This is a genomic window from Burkholderia sp. BCC1972, from assembly GCF_905339605.1.
Taxonomy (GTDB): domain Bacteria; phylum Pseudomonadota; class Gammaproteobacteria; order Burkholderiales; family Burkholderiaceae; genus Burkholderia.
In genome coordinates this window covers 81847-98977 of record NZ_CAJPGH010000019.1, presented here as the reverse complement: position 1 = coordinate 98977, position 17131 = coordinate 81847, and the positions used below count along the sequence as shown (strand labels likewise).

The window sequence follows — 17131 nt, the reverse complement described above, 5'->3', positions numbered from 1 at the left end:
GCCCGCTCCGGGTTCGAGGATTGTGATGCAAGAGATTTCAACGAAGCCTTATCTGCTGCGCGCGTTGTACGAGTGGTGCACCGATAACGGTTACACGCCGCATATCGCGGTGAGGGTCGACAACTCGACGCGTGTGCCGCGTCAGTTCGTGCGTGACGGCGAGATCGTGCTCAACATCAGCTTCGAGGCGACGAGCCAGTTGCAGATGGGCAACGAGTGGATCGAGTTCACGGCCCGGTTCTCCGGGAAGGCGCACAAGATCGAGATTCCGGTGGCCAACGTTCTCGCGATCTACGCGCGCGAGAACGGGCAGGGCATGGCGTTCCAGGTCGATGCGGTCGCTGGCGAAGGCACGGATTCGGGTGCGTTCGACGACGACGCTGCGCAAGCGGAAGACGTGCAGCGCGACGAGCCTTCGACGACGTTGACGCCGGTCGCCGACAGCGGCGCGAACGAGGAACCGTCCGAAGGTGCCGACGAACCGCCGAAAACCGACGGTGATGGCACGAAAGGCGGCAGCAGACCTCGCCTCAAGATCGTGAAATGAGGTAGAATCTCGCGCTTACGCCGGCTTAGCTCATCTGGTAGAGCAGTTGATTTGTAATCATCAGGTGGCGGGTTCGAGTCCTGCAGCCGGCACCATATCTGACAAGGGGTTACGCGATGTTTGCGTAGCCCCTTCGCGTTTCCAATGCACGCCTCACGTTTCCAATGTGCAGCGGCAATGCCTCGGTCACGGTGGCAGTCGCGTGATGCCTAGTCGCGGCAATCGCGCAGTATTTGGTTGTGAACCAGGCCCTCGCAGCTACTAAGGCGCGCTTCCCCACCTGCCCGCAAAAACGAGTGGTTTTTATGCACGCATGCACCGGCCGCTCAAGGCCGACCAGCACGTGCCGCGCGCAGCTCGACGAGCTGCTTTCGTTGTGCACTTTTATGCGCCCTGGTTATGCAGTCTCGCCAACCCTGACGATACTGCACCGGCCCGGCCGAGCGTGCGCATATTCGTGATGCGATACCTCTCGTGCATGGTCAGATATTGGTGCGGGCTTCTAGCAATTTCACGTCGTGACAGATTCGTGCGATTTGATGCACGTTGGGGCAGTTCATTACAGCCTGTCTCTGTTCATCTACTCTGGAATAATCTGTGTCGGAAAGAAGTTTCTCCATGCTGGATCGGAATCGTTTCGTGCTTCTACATAGTTTCTTCCATCCATATTAATGATGGTGAGGTAGTAGGTCGTGTCATTGCCGACTACCTGGAAATTGATCGAATTTGGTAGGTCGCCGTCGTAAACATAAAATACGCACCAGTTATCGATCACGGTCTTTTGTGATGACTCTAGATAGAGTGGCCCATCTGTTGACTCTTGAATGATGCTCAGGTAGTTTCCATTTTTGTCTTTCAGTGAAAATGAATTGTCGCCAAGCGGGACTACGGTAAATCTACACCAATCGTCAATCGCCCATTTTCCTGCTACGACATAAAGACTGCCGCCTGATGAATATTCGATTACGCTCCAATATTCTCCATTTTTTGCTTGGAATGCGTATATGCCGGATGTCAAATTGGTCATTGCGAACTCCTTGTCGGTCAACGGCTGTTGTGAATTGTTTCGACGAATCGGGACTCGAGGGGCATGGATGAAGATTTGAAGTTCGTGATGTGTGCATCAACAAGCTCAAGGAGGCACTCGTGATCACGGGCGTGATACAGGAATTTCCCTAATTTTACGGCGTGGAATTGAAAGAGGTGGATTTTCTTGGTTGGTTGGCTATTCTGGTGATTCTAGAATGTTGGTGCGTAAATATTCGAGAACTGTGTAATACCATCCGATAGTGGGGTCGCCGTCCCATGATTTAACTGTGCTCCAATATTTGGATTGTTTTATATTCCAGACGTCTGGATCTTCGAGTTCGTTGTCGTACGGCCATTGATCTATTTTATTGCGCTTGACGAAGTCTACGATTTTGCTGTAGCCAACTTTATCTTTCCATCCATTTTCTTTAATATTTTCTATAATTATTTCTGCCTGTCTCAGGCTTAATGCAGATATTATTGTGACGGTGCTATCCACGTCTCCTGGATTGGCTGTTTTAAAATATGCCGCCTCGTAGGATTTTTCTATTCCATTGTCTGTGTATGCGAATGTATGTGTGATTGTTGTGTGAGGCGGTAAATTGACCCCGGTTTCTTCAAGAAACTCACGGGCGGCGGCTGTCTGGGTGTCTTCGCCAGTTTTTTTTGCTCCGCCCGGAAGTGCGTATTTCCCGGGGCCTTTATATTTAGGAAAAGGCTCCCCTCTGGGGTAAGCTACACCCGTGTGGCCATCTCCGAAGTAGAAGCTCGCCATTCGCCTTTTTGCAATGAGAAACCAACCATCCTGATCATATAAGACTGCATATGCAGATGTCATGTTAATCATCCTCGTGATGACGGCGGAAAGAAGTCGGAGGTTTGGCGATTATCCGCTTCTTGATTGGATGTCAGTCTAGGGTTGTTGGGGATGTGAAGATAGCTGTCATTTATAGCAGGGGCGAAATGATAAACTATATTGCCAATCAGTATGACCCTTGATAAATCACCATATGCGAAATTGCGGAGACTTGGCTTTACTCACCACGGTCGCCCAGTTTCAGTGTTTTGTGCAGCTCGACCCAGTAGCTGTTGAGCTGTTCATCCGGCACGTTAAAGCGGTGCAGCCATCCTTCGGTCGCGACGACCGTATTGAGCAGTGGCGCAGTGCTATCGAGCGTCCCGTCCTGCAGGGTATCGACCGAATCCGCAACGATCGGCTTCAGCGCGCGATTCAGAATGACGTACGCGGCCGGCGGCGAGACGGGAACTCCCGGTCCGTTGGACACGCCGGACTCCGGCGCGACGCCCGCCTTGATCAGAAGGCCGCCGTCACCGAATGGCTGGCGGGAGAACCAGTCAGGCGGAAGCATGAGCGACGATGCGCCGCCAGCCGCGCGAACTAGATCCCCGTCGAGCGCGTTCAGCCAGTCGACGGTCTTGATCTTCGTGTAGAGCTTGCGGACGGTCGATCGCATCGGATCGCCGACGTCGATGCCAGGCCCGAAGCGGCGCGCGTAGAAATACTCACTGGCTTCGTTCGGCCGCCGCCCCATCGGGGGCACGTTCACGGCGAGGCCGCCATGCCCGTGGACGGTCGGTAGATCCTTGGCGAACGCATTGAACAGCGTTTCGAATACGCCCGGCCGCTGGACGAGAAACGCGCGCGGTACCGTGAAGGCCAGGCCGTCGAGACCGCGCTTGCGCGCTGCTTTCCCTTCGCTCAGCGCGAACACGGTAAATTCGTAGAACCCGGTGGCGAGCTTGTGCTCGGCGCTCGTCATCGCGACCGCGAGCGTTTCGTCGGCGGGCACGCGCGCCGCGATGCTCTCGAATCCCGGGGCCTTGTCGTATTGCGCCGGCTCTTCGCCCTCGGCGTACAGCCAGCGCAGCGGCCCGGATTTCGATGGCTGCTCGCCGGCTGCCGCCTCGAGCGCGTGGTGATATTCCTCGATCGCCGCATTGTATTGCTTGAAGCAGCGCACCAGGGCTTGGCGGACGGCGGGTGTGAAGCCGTCGCGGAAGTAGAGCACGCCCCGCACAACCAAGGCGGCACCGGTGATGCCCTTCTGGTGCGCGGGTTCGTACAGGCCGAAGGGCATCGTGTCCGCTCGGCGCGGATCCTTGGCCCAGGCAGCGATTTCGTCGTTTGTCATGGCGTCGGGTTACAAAACAGGGGGCGGCCGCAATTGCGGCGGCGGCGGGAGCGGCGGAGCTCCGGGCACGCTGGGGCTGGTCCCGTACAGTTCGTCCAGGTCAGATTGTGAGGCGGTTTGCCTCGAGCGCGAAGTCTTCTTCTGCCCGTCGTCGTCGCCGCATCCGCAGTCAGCTGCGCCGAGGTGGACGAACTTCGAGGGGCCACCGGCGATCTCGATATAGTCGTCTTCCTGGTCGGGGCCGTACGTGTCCCCCGGGAACTTCATTTCCACGACGGTCTTGATGTTCGACTGCACGGGCGGCTGTGCCGGGTCGTTCACGATGACGACGTCGGGGCGGCGCACGTCGCCCTTCTCGTACTTCTTGCCCTTGCTCGGCCACTTGTCCTTGATCCACTGCCGAATCCCGGTATTGGGCTCGAGAGGGTCCTCGTAGTCCATGATCGGCTCAGGCGGATCCGTTGTCATATCGTACGGCTGTTCCGGGCGGTATTCGGTCGGAACGCCCGTCTGCATCTTCGACACTTCGTTCGGCAGCCCGAGCCGCATCTCAACGCACCGCTGCCGCTGGATGGTCCCGGCTTTCGTCGCGACGCCGATGCGCCGGCACTCGCAGAACGTGTGACACAGAACCTTCCGGTCTTTCGGTGAGAGCTTGGCGGCACTTACTCCGACCTGAGTCGTCTGGCCGCTTGGGCTCATGCCCCCAGGTGACGAGCCTGGGGAGTAGCCGCCGCTCATTCACTACTCCCGGGTTGCTGGAAAGACAGGGAAGAGGCCAGGTGGCTGCTGAGCCAATCAGTGTGGCCGCTCGCGTCGGTCGTGCCTTGGACCGTCTTGCCGTCCGCCGACGTCACCGTGTACGGGTGGTTCGCGATCGGTTCGCGCGTCTTGTCGTCAACGAGCTGGAAGCGTCCGCGATACGAGCCATCGTCCTGCGCGACGTTCTGCGCCAGAACGCCTTTACCCGCGCCGATCGAGCCGCCCGCGCCGGACGTCGGTTCTACCGTCGCCTGGCCTTGCGACGCGATCAGCGTTGCGCCGCACGCCGTCTTGTCCCCATCGGTCGCCACGGCCCGCCCACCGAACGTCATGCTGCGCACCCGGACACCAATGATCGGATAGACGCCGCCGCACTTCGGGCACGACACCATGTCGCCTTCGAGCGCCAGCGGCTTCCCGAATACGATGTTGGTCGACGTACACGCGAGCACGCGGCCACCGTGGCTGGTGGTGTCGCCCTCGCGGATGAATGCTGAACTCATGCCGAATCCTCATAGGAATGCCGGCGAAGAATCTAGCATGACTGGATTACCCGCTCGCCCTGTTAGGACTGCCGGGAAGGCTCGTTGGAAGACCACTCAGACCGCGTTTCCAATCAGCGGCGGGCCCTTGTCAGATAAGGCTGGAACGCAGACAGAACCATGTGTTTTGGAAACGCGGAAATGCGCTAAGCCCTTGCAATCGTTGACATTTTCAAGTGCTTTGTAATCATCAGGTGGCGGGTTCGAGTCCTGCAGCCGGCACCATATTGAACGAAGGGCCGGGAGATTCTGTCTCCCGGCCCTTTGTCTTTTCTGCTCCCCCGGGCGACACACGTGATGCGGGCCGCATGCTTGCTTCGTGAGCCGCCGCGCATCCGCCCGATTGCCGCCGCGCATCGCTAAGCGATGCCGTTGCGCTGCAGCCAGTCTCGAAGGCAGTGTCTGCATACCGATGTCCCGCTTTCGAGCAGGTCGAGGCTGCGGTCGTCCGACTCCATTCGGTAGATGCCACCGGAAAGATCTGCATCTTCACCGAGCGAGCGGCGAAGGAATGCTTCGTCGAACCAGAATTCGTTTTCGGCTTTCGGTGAAACAACGACCACCTTGATGATTGGCTGACCGTGCGGCAGCGCGTCATGCCGATCGATCAACGCTGCCATGGCTGGTGATGTGCACGAACCGAAACCAATCCCGTGGATGTCGCACTTGACGAGCGGGCCATCTACCGTCGCATTGTCGGCGACGATCGCCGTGTCGAACGCGCGTGACACGGGCGTCGGCGAGTGCGGTTGTTCGCCTGAACGTACGAGCAGCTCGTCCAGGCAATCCGGGCAAACGTACTCGCACGCCCGGTCGAGCAACGCGAACTTACGCAGTTCGGTGACATGCGCGACGCCGTCCACATGGTTGGCCACGACCGCGTGCTCGTCCAGATCCGCGCGAGTCATCCACGCAGTACGGCTGCGTTTGGGCCGATCCAGCGATTCCCGCACCAATTCATCGCGCTCGAATTGTCCGCGTTCGCGAATCCGGTCGCCGATGCGTTTCGCTACCGAGATGAAGGGCCGGACGCCGTGCCTCGCGCACAATGTTGGAGATCTCACCTGTCGTTACCTCGTCATTGGTTGTCTTATGCGCGACCGAGCGCCAACGCCGATCACATCTGCCTGAAGTTGACGCACGCGAACGCGAGCAGCGCGGCCGGATCGCGCAGCAGCCGCGGCGCGGCGCCGGCAGGCGGCTGCGGGACCGATGAAGGATCCGACGTGGCTCGCACGGTGGCGGGTGAAGGTGGGGGCGCGATGCGTATGGCGTGACCTTAGCCCTGGGCAGGCCGGTTGCGCGCACGGTGCGACGAACGCGGCGCGCAGCTTCGACGAAGCGCTTCGGCTACCGACGGCTGGCCGGTTTCCGTCACGAGTGTAGTGGAACGTCAGACGGAAAGACACCGGCTGGTGCCGGCTTCGCTTCGTGCGGGATTTACCCGGCAGTCATCGCCGCGACGTGCAACTCGTTCGCGAATTCCGGCCGCCCGTCTCAAGCCGCATCGCGTGTCGGGGCTGCGCGGTATGGTGTCGGCGTGTCCACTCCGATCAGGCGACTTCGCCCATATCCGCGCTCCTTCATCTGAAGCCTTACGTGTACGTGATGTTCTGCGTGCTGCCCTACATCAGCATCAAGCGCTGTTTCCCGCGCGCCTGCCGTGGGCGACGACGAGCGGCTTCGCGATGCTGTCGTTCGCGGGATGGGGCGTGCTCGTGGGGACGACGCTCGGGCGCGCGCTGAACGTGGTCGTGCGCTGCATGCGCCATGCGAGCGGATCGAGTCGCGGCGGGTTCCCGTATTCGGTCGATTCGTGATGCCGTTCGCCGTCGCCAACCGGATCTGCATCGACCGCAAACGGCACGTGACGTGCGCAGTTTTGCCCCCGTTTTGCTGTCACGGCCGCGTCACGGCGCGCACATAAGGTTGCACGTTCCCGTCGCGGCGGCATCGCCGGACGAAAGCCGTGCGCAACCTGCCCGTGACGACGTGCCCGCGTCGCAGGCCGGCAACCGGGATCTCGCTCCCGGCCGCGCAGCGGTCATGCATCGCGCCATTTCATTCGAAAACACGATCGACGCCGGTTCGAACCGGATCGCGGACGATCAGGAGACAAGGACCATGCTGAGTCCGCATGAATTCTCGATGCTGTTGCGCATTGCGCGTGCGCCGGACAGCGTCGATCAATCGAATCCGGCCTTCGCCGTGCTGGTCGAGAAGCGTCTGGTCGACGATACGCAGGCGCGCATGAGCGCCGTGGCGGCGCGTCCGGCGCTGACGCCGATCGGCCAGATGCTGCTGGCGCGCTTCGACGAAGCGGCTTGAGGAGGCGCGTCACGCGTTCATCGAAATGAACGGCGTGACGCGTTGAAACGCCGGGCCGCTTATTGCGCGACCGGCACCGTCACGTCGCTGCCGAACCAGTGCATCGAGATCTTCTTCAACGTGCCGTCCTTGTGCAGCGAATCGAGCGCGTCGTTGATCGCCTTCTCGAACTTCGGATTGCCCTTGCGGAACGGGATCGCCATTTCCTGCTTGCCGCCGTTCAGCACCGCACCTGCGCGCAGCGGCAGGCTCGACGTCTTGATCATGTACGGCAGCATCAGGCGGTCGTCGAGCGTCGCCTCGATTCGGCCCGCGGCGAGGTCGCGCAGCTTCTCCGGTGCGCCCGGATAGGTCTGCACCTCGATGCCCGGCACGGTGCGCGCCATCTGGTCGTAGTTCGTGCCGAGCGTCACGCCGAGCTTCTTGCCCTTGAAGTCGTCGAGCGACTTGAAGTTGCGCGTGTCGTCCTTGCGCTGGATCAGCTGCGCGGCCGAGTACGTGTACGGCTGGCTGAAGTCGAGCACTTCCTTGCGCTGCGGCGTGATCGTGACCTGGTTGACAATCACGTCGAACTTGCCGGCCTGCAGGCCGGCGATGATGCCGCTCCATTCGGTCGGGATGAACTGCGTCTTCACGCCGAGCTTGCCGGCAACCGCGTTCGCCACGTCGACGTCGAAACCCTCGAGCTGGCCGGACGTGCCGCGCGAGTTGAACGGCGGATACGTGCCTTCGAGGCCGACGCGCAGCACGCCGGCTTTCTTCACGGAATCGAGCAGGTCTTCCGCGTGCGCGGCAACGGCCGTGAAGCCGAGGGCCGACGCGAGCAGCAGGCCCGACAGCAGGAACTTCGAACGTTTCATCGCAGATCTCCAGTGTTCAGTGTCGTGTGGTGAGCGCCGGGTATCGGTCGGACCCGGGTGAGGCCGGAATACGGGCACGTAGACACTACTCGCAACCGCGCCATGCCGGAAGTCGAATTGGCCCTGATTGCAATCGATTTCATCGGGCGGCGAGGGCTCGTTACGGCGAGCGGTCGGTCGTCGAGGTCCATCCATGCGGCTTTCGGCGCGTTCAAAAATGTGCTTTTGAATCAGGCTGCTTTGTGGATTCGTGCAAAGTTTTGTCTGTAAAATCGCGCAAGCTGAATTTAATGCAGCGCCATCCGAGGGCGCGTCAAAAGAAGAAAAGGCCGTAGCCATGAACATGCAGAACACGATCGCCGCATTGCGCGGCGGGTTGCTTCAGCAGGACCGGTTGCTGAAGCTCGATACGCCCTTGGGGGCCAACGTCCTGACCGTGCAGCGGGCAGTCGGCCGCTCGCGGATCGGGCGCGCGTACGAATTCACGCTGGACGTGCTGTCGACCGATAGCGATCTGGAACTTAAAAAACTGATCGCGCAGCCCGTCACGTTGTGGATCGAGCAGGGCGATCGCAGCTATCGGCCGATCAACGGATACGTGCATACCGCGCGCCGGTTGGGCGCCGACGGCGGGCTCACGACCTATCAGCTCACCTTCGCCGATTTCACCCATTTCCTGAAGTTCCGTCGCGACCAGCGTCTCTGGAACGACACGACCGTCGACCAGATCATCAGCGACGTGCTGAACCAGCATCCGCAGGCGCAGGGCCATTTCCGCTTCGCGCTGTCGAAGCCGCTGCCGAACCGCTCGTACACGCGCCAGCACGACACCGACTGGCATTTCGTGCATCGGCTGATGGAAAGCGAAGGTCTCTACTGTGCGTGGCAGCAGGCCGACGACGGCAAGTCGCACACGCTCGTGATCACCGACAATCTGCAGGCGTTCGCGCCGCTGTCGCCGGAGACGGTGAGTTTCTATCGTGGCGGTGCGACGAGCGCGGCCGACGCGTTCACGCAGTGGTCGGGCACACGCACGCTGCAGAGCGTCACGCGATCGACACGCACGTTCGACTACAAGAATCCGTCGCAACCATCGAACCCGAAGGGCACGTCGCTGCCGACGATGGCCGGTCAGGGCGAACTGCCCGATCAGCTCGAGGTGTACGAGTACACGGGCGCCTATACGTATCTCGACCAGTCGCGCGGCGACCATCTGACGAAGGTCAAGATGGAGGAATGGGAGTCGCAGGCGAAGCGCTTTCATGGCGCGGGCGGCGTGCGTGCGATCGATGCCGGCCGGCGCTTCACGCTGGCCGATCACCCCGAGCACGATCGCGATTCCGCCGATCAGCGCGAGTTTGCGGCGATCGAGGTGGCGTGGTGGATCGAGAACAACCTGCCGGTCGCGAGCGACAGCGCGGATTTTCCGTACAGCCTGCGCGAGGCGTTGATACAGGCACAGGACGGCTACGGTGCCGATCCCGCGTTTCGCGTGCCGCACCATGATGGATCGACCGGCTTCTATCTCGTCGAAGTCGAAGCGCAGCGTGTGAACGTGCCGTATCGCAGCCCGTTCGAGCACAAGAAGCCGGAGATGCATCTCGAGACGGCAATCGTCGTCGGGCCGCAGGGCGAGGAAGTCTATACGGACGAGTTGAACCGGATCCGTGTGCAGTTCGTGTGGGACCGCCTGAACCCGGGTAACGAGAATGCGTCGTGCTGGGTGCGCGTCGTGCAATCGGATACGGGCGGCGGCTACGGCGGCGTGCACGTGCCGCGTATCGGCGAGGAAGTGCTGATCGATTATGTGGGCGGCGATTGTGACCGGCCCTTGGCCGTCGGACGCGTATACAACGGCGCGAACCAGCCGCAATGGCATAGCGACGGGATCCTGTCCGGCTACCGGTCGAAGGAGTATTCGGGCGGCGGCTACAACCAGCTCGTGATGGACGACGCGACCGGGCAGAACCGCGTGCAGCTGATGAGCAGCAGCGCGAACAGCCTGCTGCACCTCGGTTACATCATCGACCAGAGCGGCAATTCGCGCGGGTCGTATCTCGGCAGCGGGTTCGACCTGCGCTCGGATGCGTACGGCGCGGTGCGCGCGAGCCAGGGGCTGTACGTGACGACGCATCCGAAGGCGCCGAACAGCCAGCCGCTCGACGTGAAGGAAGCGCAGCAGCAGCTCGTGACGGGTGAGAGCCTCGTCGAAGCGATGTCGGGCGTGAGCGAGCAGCATCAGGCGGAAAGCCTGAAGGACGCGCAGGACACGATGCGCGCGTTCACCGATGCGACGCAGGACAGCAAGTCGGGCAGCGCGTCGGGCGGGCGCACGGCAGGCGGCGGCACGGGTAACGCGAACGCGTTCAAGGAACCGGTGATGCTGTTCGGCAGCCCGTCGGGAATCGGGATGTCGACGCAGCAGTCGGTGCACGTGGTCGCGAACGATCACGTGAACGTGGCGAGCGGGCAGAGCGTGCACGTGGCCGCAGGCAAGTCGCTGATCGGGAGCATCGGGCAGAAGCTGAGCCTGTTCGTGCAGAACGCGGGGATGAAGCTGTTCGCGGGCAAGGGCAAGGTGGAGATCCAGGCGCAGTCGGACAACATCGAGGTGACCGCGCAGAAGGCGGTGAAGGTCGTGTCGGCGACGGACCGGATCGAGATCGCGGCTGATCAGGGGATCCTGCTGACGAGCGGCGGCGGGTATATCCGCATTCAAGGCGGGAACATCGAGATTCATACGCCAGGTGCGGTCGATGTGAAGGGCGCGTCGCATACGTTCGCGGGTCCGGCGAGCATGGGGTATCCGTTGCCGAGTCCACGGCCGGATCAGCCGGGGCAACTGGAGCTGTTTCACAAGTACGTGAACGGCGAGGCGGTGAAAGGCGGGCTGTTCACGGTGAAAGACGTGAACGGTGCGGTGCTGAAGAAGGGGGCACTCGACAACGGCGGCTACACGGTTGTGAGCGGGCTGCCGCCGGGCGCGGTACGTGTCGAGTTCGGGAAGGATCCGCGCGAATCGGATCAGCCGGCGAACTATTTCAAACAGGCGAAATGGCCGGCGGAGCCGGTCGAGCCGTCGCCGGAAGCGGCCCAGTCAGCGGCAACGGGACAGCTTGCCAGCCAGTTGCAAGGGATGGCCCCTGCTGCTGCGACGGCAGCCATGGGGCTCGTGAGCGGCGGTGGTGCAGGTGCAGCGCTGGGCGGACTGGCGAGTTCTGCGTTGCCGGCTGCGGCGGGCGCGCTGGGTGGGGCAGGTGCAGTCTCTGCACTGCAGACGGCGTCGAGCCTGGGCAGCGCCGCGAAGCAGGTGGCAGGGATGGTGCAGGCAGCACGGCAAGGCGGGCTCTCGGCATTGGCAGCGCCGGTTGCCAGCGCGGCGTCCGGCGCACTGCAGGGTGCGTTGCCAGGTGTCGCCGGGATCGCAGGCAAGGGTGCCGCGACGGTAGCGTCAGCTGCAGGTGGCACCGGCATGAAGCTGCCGACGAGCGGGTTTGGCGGACCGCTGAAATCCTGAGAGAGCGGCGGCTCGTCAGCTGCCCTAATATAACGAACTGAACGAAGAACGACATGGCACAACAACTTCCGCCGGGCGCAGAGAAGGAACAGGCCGTTACCTGGCTCAGCGATGTTTCTCCGAAGGATGTCGTCGCGGTCGGCAACCGCTTCGATGCGTGGTTGCGCAAGATCAGCGGCAACCACATCACGTTTGAGGACGTGAAGACATTTGCCGGCGCGGTGCCGATCATCGGCAACATCATGGCAATGGTCGACGCGCTCGGCGATATTGCCGAAATCATCGAGAAGCGCGGCGGCCAGGTGCTCGACTACATGAGCCTTGCGATCAATCTGCTTGGCATCATCCCGGTTCCGCCGACGCTCGCGCCTTTCCGGATGTCGGCGCGCCCGCTGCTTGCGCTCGTTCGCCACGAATTGCTGATGACGCGCAACAACCTCGGCGCGGCGATCATCTCCGTGCTGGTCACGCATATCAACGCGACCTGCGCGACCGAGATCGAGGATTTTCTCAACAAGCTGAAGTCCGGCCTCGTCGAACTGCTCAACGGATGCGCATCGACGTGCCAGGAGCTCATGCTCGCGCTGGCGACGGGCATGGACAAGGCGCTGCACGGTCAGCTCTTCGACGCCAACGCGAATCTGAAGCGACAGCAGCAGCTCGCAAAGAAGATGGCCGACAACCGGCCGTGGTACAGCCCGAGTCGTGTCGGTGACGGCATCCAATTCGCGTACGAGGGCACCAAGGCGCTCGGCAAGAAGGTCGCCAACAAGACGGCGGGCGCGGTGACGAAGCTCGCGCCGGATACCTGGCTCGAGCCGTTTCGCGGCACCGTGGCGTTCCTTCGGACGGAGGCACCGAAGATCGCGACGTCGATCCGTTCGCTTGCCGGCAGCGAAGAAGGCAAGATGATGTGGCTGGTCCTGCAGCTGATCGAGGCCGTCGGCCGCGTCAAGGCACGCGCGAAGCTTCATGAGCAGAGTACGGACGTCAAGGCGAACGGGAAGAGCCAGGCGAAGAAGACGCGGGGGCAGGAAGGGCTGGAGACAACCGAAGGGCAGGCGCCGGCCGAAGGGCCGGGGAAGAGCACGTGCAAGGCATGCGGGCTCGGAGCCTCAACGGCATCCATCGATTTCGCGTTCGGTGACGAAACATTCTCCCACGTGGATTTCGACCTGCCCGGCGCGATGCCGCTCGTTTGGGAGCGCACTTATCGTTCACGGCTGTCGGCTTATGACAATGGCGAGTTGGGCGCGCGGTGGATCACGCCCTATACGACGCGAATCGACATCAAGAATGGTCAGTGGATTTACCGCGATGCGGAAGGGCGCAGCATCGAGTATCCGGCACCTGCGGCCGGCGCGGTGCACGATGATCTGTCCGAGAACCTGACGCTGTCGCGGCTCGATGACACGTGGGTGACGATCGCATACGGCCATGAGGCGCTGCATGTGTACGAGCGCCGCGGCGAAGCGTTCCGGCTCGCGATGCAGAAGGACCGTGCCGGCAACACGATCACGCTGGACTACGACACGCTTGATCGCCTTGCACGCCTGATCGATGCGAGCGGCAATGTGCTCGCGTTCGAGCACGACAAGCATGGCCGAATCGTGCAGATCGAGCATGTGCTCAAGGACGGCGCGCGTCGCACGCTGGCGAGCTACGAATACGATGCGGACGGGGATCTCGTGCGTGCGACCGATCGTCATGGCAACGCACGGACGTATCAATATTGCCGCCACCTGGTGACGCGCTATACCGATCGCACGGGTCGCGGGATGACGCTCGAATGGGATGGTGCCGATGCCGAAGACAATGCGGACGCGAAGTGCATTCGCGAGTATGCGGATGACGGCAGCCTCGATCTCCGGCTCGCATGGAATCCGAACATCCGTCTGACCTACGTGACCGATGCACTCGGTCAGATGACGCGGTACTACTTCAACATCCACGGTTACGTGTATCGGATCGTCTATCCGGACGGTAACCAGGAGTGGTTCCGGCGTGATGCTCATCACAATCTGGTACTGCATATCCGACAGGATGGCAGCATCGAGCGGAGTGAATACGACGCGCGCGGCAATTTGGTCTGGCAGGAGCGGGCGGACGGTAGCGTCGTCGAGATGGCATACGACGACAAGGATCAGATGATCCGACTCGTTGATCCGAACGGACATGTGTGGCAGCGCAAGTACGACGACGCGGGCAATCTCGTCGAGGAGATTGATCCGCTCGAGCACTCGACGAAGTACATCTACAACGACAAGGGATTGCCGATACAGATCACCGATGCGAAGGGTGGGTCGAAGGCGCTGGAGTACAACGATGGTGGGCGGTTGACGAGCTACACGGACTGCTCCGGAAAGAAGACGGAGTGGCACTACGACGATATCGGGCGCGTGATTGAGGCAAAGGACGCATCGGGGGGCGTGGTCGCATATGACTATGGCCCGAACGGCCAACTCACGGCAATTCGTTCACCGGTCGGAGTCGCGCATGTGCAATACGACGCTGAGGGGCGTTTGTTGCGGCATGTCGATCAACTCAATCGATCGATGCGATACAGCTATGACGCGGTTGGCCGGATCGCGAGCCGCACGGATGCGCTCGGGCGGACGCTTGCATTTCGCTATGACCGTCTCGGTCGCTTAGTCGCGCTGACTGATGCGAACTTTGCAACGTACCAGTTTCACTATGATCCGGCGGGGCGGCTGATCGAGGAAATCGGCTTTGACGGCAAGTCGACGCGCTATGAGTACGACAAGGAAAACGGCAGGCTTGTTTCTGTGGACACAGCGGGTTGCGTGATGTCGGTTGATGTCGATGCGATTGGCCGTGTGATGAAGCGTGTCGTGGGGGAATGCGAGGAACGGTTTGCCTACGACCCGAGCGGCAGGTTGATCGATGCGGTGAACCGATACAGCCGTGTGCAGTCCTTCTTCGATCCGGTTGGCAACCTCGTGCGCGAACATCACGCCTACGATCTGTTTGGGGAACGGCGCAGCTACGTGTGGCACCACGAATACGACGAACTTGGCAACCGACGACGTACCGTGCGGCCAGATGGTCATGCGGTCGACTGGTTGATGTACGGTTCCGGACACGTGCATGGAATGCAACTCGATGGTGAGGAGCGGGTGCAATTTGAGCGCGATGACCTTCATCGCGAGACGGTGCGCGTCCTGTCGAGCAAGGTCGGGCAGCGTACGCACTACGATCTTGCGGGACGTTTGCTTCAGCAGACGATTCAGCGGTCGACGGCACCCGCACCGCTTGCCGAGCGGCGGTATCGCTATGACGCAGTGGGGCAATTGTCTCGGATCGAGGACAGCCGTAAGGGCGGGACCGACTATCGATACGATCCAGTCGGGCGGTTGATCGAAGCGATCAGTCCGGTTGCGAAGGAGCGGTTTGCGTTCGATCCGGCGAACAACATCGTCGATCCGACTACGTCTACGGAGGCACCAGCATCCCGTCCAAGCCCGGTGCGACCGGAAAGCACGTTGCCGGTCGAGGTGCCGAAAGTGCTCGGTAACCTGCTGAAGGCGTATGCGGGAATGCACTTCGAGTACGACGCACGCGGGAATCTGGTGCGCAAGCTTACGCCTGCGGGCGAGCAGGGGTATGAGTGGGATGAGTTCAATCGTTTGCTGTCGGCGCGGGTCGCGGAGACATCGCGGCAGAGTCAGTCACGGTATTTCTACGACGCATTCGGTCGCCGGATCGCAAAGGAGGTGAACGGCGAGCGCACGGTGTTCGGGTGGGATGGTGACACACTGGCGTATGAGAGCGACGGCGAGTGCGGTACGCACTATATCTACGAACCGGGGACGTTTGTGCCGCTGGCGCAGTATGTGTCTGAGCCAGTCTTGGGAATCGAGACACCGGGGTGGGAGAATACCGACCGCTATGTGCCAGAGGAAGATCCGCTGCAAAAGATGCCGGAGCGGCGAGGCGGCGCGGCACTGTTCTATTACCACTGCGACCAGATCGGGACACCTCAGTTGCTGACAGATGATGACGGTGACGTCGTGTGGGAGGGGACATATAAGGCGTGGGGAGAGGCGCGAGAGATTGTTGCGCGTGTATCGAAAGCGGCAGGAATTGCGCCGAGAAATCCGCTGCGGTTTCAGGGGCAGCAGATTGATGAGGAGACGGGGCTTCACTATAACCGGCACCGATACTATGATCCGAGTAGCGGACGGCTCATTAGTAAAGATCCGATTGGCCTCATCGGCGGCATTAATGTCTATCAATACGCACCCAACCCGATAGGCTGGATCGACCCACTTGGGTTAAAGAAATGTCGCCCTTGTCCGGAGGATTGCGAGAAAATTCTTTCGGAGTCAGGCCGTAAATTCGGACCGTATAACAATGTTCCGGCAGATTCGCATCACGTAATACAAAACGCGGCCATGAAAGGCGTCCCAGGATACGATGATGCTGCTGCGAACGCTGCACCTTCGGTGCAATTGGCGGGGCCGTCACACGAAATTGGGTCGGAGCATTATGTTGCGACACAATCGCAGCGTCAGAGAGGTGTCGGCGGTACATATGCAGCGGAGCGTCGGGTTGCATATCGGGCGCTACGCCGAGCTGGTTTTTCTGCAGATGAAACTCGCTGCCATGTAATGCGAGCTGACAATTATTTCTCCAATATGGGCGTTACGGCTGATACACCGACTCGTGTGCCAGGGAATAGAAATAGTTCAACTAGGAGGTGGTAGTGTGAGCAAATGGATTACAGAGGATATGATTTTGGAGATATCCAAGATATGTGAATGCTTTTCGAAAAATATTTTCGAAAAATTGGTTTCGGATGGAAATTTTGACGCCAAAGAGTCGGAGGGGATTAAGAGGAATATTTTGGAATATCTGTGCGGGGATGTTCTGGATGAGAGTGCGCTAAAAAGGATTGGAGTCCCTGATCGAGGCTACATCGTTAGTCACGTGAAGTTGTATGAAATTGATCCCGGGGCGCCATCGGAGTCCAGTAAGAGGATGCAATTCGATCTAATAATAGATGGTGTTGAAAGTGATCTTACTCTTGTTATGCATGCATATAAAATGGCTGAAGAGGATAAGATTTTGATTTACGATGCTCTAACTTTGTAGGGTCGGTTTGCTGCTGAATGAGAGTGGAAGCTTCGCGTTTCCGGGTTATTCTTTTTCGATGGGACGTGCAATCGTTCAGTTGAGGCGAAGTGATGAGGATACGTGTCGATTGGCGTGAATTGTATGTTGATGAGTAAAAATTTCCGACATTGATGCAAGGTGGGTCATCTTCGCTTCTTTTATTGGATTGGTTCGGGAAGGGGGAGATGATTACGTACGATTTCGATTCGGACCTGACCGCCATATTATGTCTATTTGGCTAGGGAGTCTGATGAAGA

At 60.3% G+C, this 17131-nt stretch carries 13 protein-coding genes and 1 tRNA gene; 7 read left to right on the top strand and 7 right to left on the bottom strand.

Annotated features, from left to right (window positions below):
* The first annotated feature begins 25 nt into the window (after window positions 1-25).
* Window positions 26-547 (top strand): ClpXP protease specificity-enhancing factor, encoded by a 522-nt coding sequence (locus tag U5798_RS24915; protein WP_124453389.1) that lies wholly within the window; start codon window positions 26-28, stop codon window positions 545-547.
* A 19-nt stretch (window positions 548-566) separates the two neighbouring features.
* Window positions 567-642: transfer RNA gene (locus U5798_RS24910), tRNA-Thr, on the top strand.
* 485 nt (window positions 643-1127) lie between these two features.
* On the opposite strand, the gene U5798_RS24905 is transcribed toward U5798_RS24910, so the two are convergent.
* The 6 genes from U5798_RS24905 to U5798_RS24880 form a co-directional block, all read right to left on the bottom strand.
* On the bottom strand, window positions 1128-1574 hold the full coding sequence (locus U5798_RS24905; protein ID WP_322083537.1) for a hypothetical protein: 447 nt from the start codon (window positions 1572-1574) through the stop codon (window positions 1128-1130).
* A 198-nt stretch (window positions 1575-1772) separates the two neighbouring features.
* Window positions 1773-2414: an NUDIX hydrolase gene (locus U5798_RS24900; protein WP_322083536.1), complete on the bottom strand. Its 642-nt coding sequence runs from the start codon at window positions 2412-2414 to the stop codon at window positions 1773-1775.
* A 196-nt stretch (window positions 2415-2610) separates the two neighbouring features.
* Window positions 2611-3729, bottom strand: a complete 1119-nt coding sequence (locus tag U5798_RS24895) for a DUF3396 domain-containing protein (protein ID WP_322083535.1) — start codon at window positions 3727-3729, stop codon at window positions 2611-2613.
* Between the two features lie 9 nt (window positions 3730-3738).
* Entirely contained in the window at window positions 3739-4470 is a 732-nt protein-coding gene (locus U5798_RS24890; protein WP_322083534.1) for a VRR-NUC domain-containing protein, read from the bottom strand.
* Complete coding sequence (locus U5798_RS24885) at window positions 4467-4994, bottom strand: PAAR domain-containing protein (RefSeq protein WP_322083533.1); 528 nt, start codon at window positions 4992-4994, stop codon at window positions 4467-4469. Before U5798_RS24885 ends, U5798_RS24890 begins: the two co-directional genes overlap by 4 nt.
* Window positions 4995-5392: 398 nt before the next feature.
* Entirely contained in the window at window positions 5393-6097 is a 705-nt protein-coding gene (locus U5798_RS24880) for a hypothetical protein (protein WP_322083532.1), read from the bottom strand.
* Window positions 6098-6721: 624 nt separating this feature from the next.
* On the opposite strand from U5798_RS24880, the gene U5798_RS24875 reads away from it, so the two are divergent.
* A complete protein-coding gene (locus tag U5798_RS24875) occupies window positions 6722-6853 on the top strand; it encodes a hypothetical protein (protein WP_322083531.1) in 132 nt (43 codons plus the stop codon).
* 304 nt (window positions 6854-7157) lie between these two features.
* On the top strand, window positions 7158-7361 hold the full coding sequence (locus tag U5798_RS24870) for a hypothetical protein (protein ID WP_034189859.1): 204 nt from the start codon (window positions 7158-7160) through the stop codon (window positions 7359-7361).
* 59 nt (window positions 7362-7420) lie between these two features.
* Here the strand turns inward: U5798_RS24870 and U5798_RS24865 are convergent, their stop codons facing one another.
* Window positions 7421-8221, bottom strand: a complete 801-nt coding sequence (locus tag U5798_RS24865) for a transporter substrate-binding domain-containing protein (protein WP_322083530.1) — start codon at window positions 8219-8221, stop codon at window positions 7421-7423.
* Between the two features lie 337 nt (window positions 8222-8558).
* Between U5798_RS24865 and U5798_RS24860 the strand changes: the two genes are divergently transcribed.
* Genes U5798_RS24860 through U5798_RS24850 form a run of 3 tightly spaced genes read left to right on the top strand, consistent with a single transcriptional unit; the run spans window position 8559 to window position 16853 of the window.
* On the top strand, window positions 8559-11738 hold the full coding sequence (locus U5798_RS24860; protein WP_322083529.1) for a type VI secretion system Vgr family protein: 3180 nt from the start codon (window positions 8559-8561) through the stop codon (window positions 11736-11738).
* 53 nt (window positions 11739-11791) lie between these two features.
* Entirely contained in the window at window positions 11792-16465 is a 4674-nt protein-coding gene (locus U5798_RS24855) for an RHS repeat-associated core domain-containing protein (protein ID WP_322083528.1), read from the top strand.
* A gap of 1 nt (window position 16466) precedes the next feature.
* Window positions 16467-16853: a hypothetical protein gene (locus U5798_RS24850; RefSeq protein WP_322083527.1), complete on the top strand. Its 387-nt coding sequence runs from the start codon at window positions 16467-16469 to the stop codon at window positions 16851-16853.
* Window positions 16854-17131: the final 278 nt, after the last annotated feature.

What these genes read in the sequence shown, in the direction of transcription:
- U5798_RS24915 (WP_124453389.1), top strand. Translation starts at nt 26, where the DNA reads ATGCAAGAGATTTCAACGAAGCCTTATCTGCTGCGCGCGTTGTACGAG.
- U5798_RS24905 (WP_322083537.1), bottom strand. Translation starts at nt 1,574, where the DNA reads ATGACCAATTTGACATCCGGCATATACGCATTCCAAGCAAAAAATGGA.
- U5798_RS24900 (WP_322083536.1), bottom strand. Translation starts at nt 2,414, where the DNA reads ATGACATCTGCATATGCAGTCTTATATGATCAGGATGGTTGGTTTCTC.
- U5798_RS24895 (WP_322083535.1), bottom strand. Translation starts at nt 3,729, where the DNA reads ATGACAAACGACGAAATCGCTGCCTGGGCCAAGGATCCGCGCCGAGCG.
- U5798_RS24890 (WP_322083534.1), bottom strand. Translation starts at nt 4,470, where the DNA reads ATGAGCGGCGGCTACTCCCCAGGCTCGTCACCTGGGGGCATGAGCCCA.
- U5798_RS24885 (WP_322083533.1), bottom strand. Translation starts at nt 4,994, where the DNA reads ATGAGTTCAGCATTCATCCGCGAGGGCGACACCACCAGCCACGGTGGC.
- U5798_RS24875 (WP_322083531.1), top strand. Translation starts at nt 6,722, where the DNA reads ATGCTGTCGTTCGCGGGATGGGGCGTGCTCGTGGGGACGACGCTCGGG.
- U5798_RS24870 (WP_034189859.1), top strand. Translation starts at nt 7,158, where the DNA reads ATGCTGAGTCCGCATGAATTCTCGATGCTGTTGCGCATTGCGCGTGCG.
- U5798_RS24865 (WP_322083530.1), bottom strand. Translation starts at nt 8,221, where the DNA reads ATGAAACGTTCGAAGTTCCTGCTGTCGGGCCTGCTGCTCGCGTCGGCC.
- U5798_RS24860 (WP_322083529.1), top strand. Translation starts at nt 8,559, where the DNA reads ATGAACATGCAGAACACGATCGCCGCATTGCGCGGCGGGTTGCTTCAG.
- U5798_RS24855 (WP_322083528.1), top strand. Translation starts at nt 11,792, where the DNA reads ATGGCACAACAACTTCCGCCGGGCGCAGAGAAGGAACAGGCCGTTACC.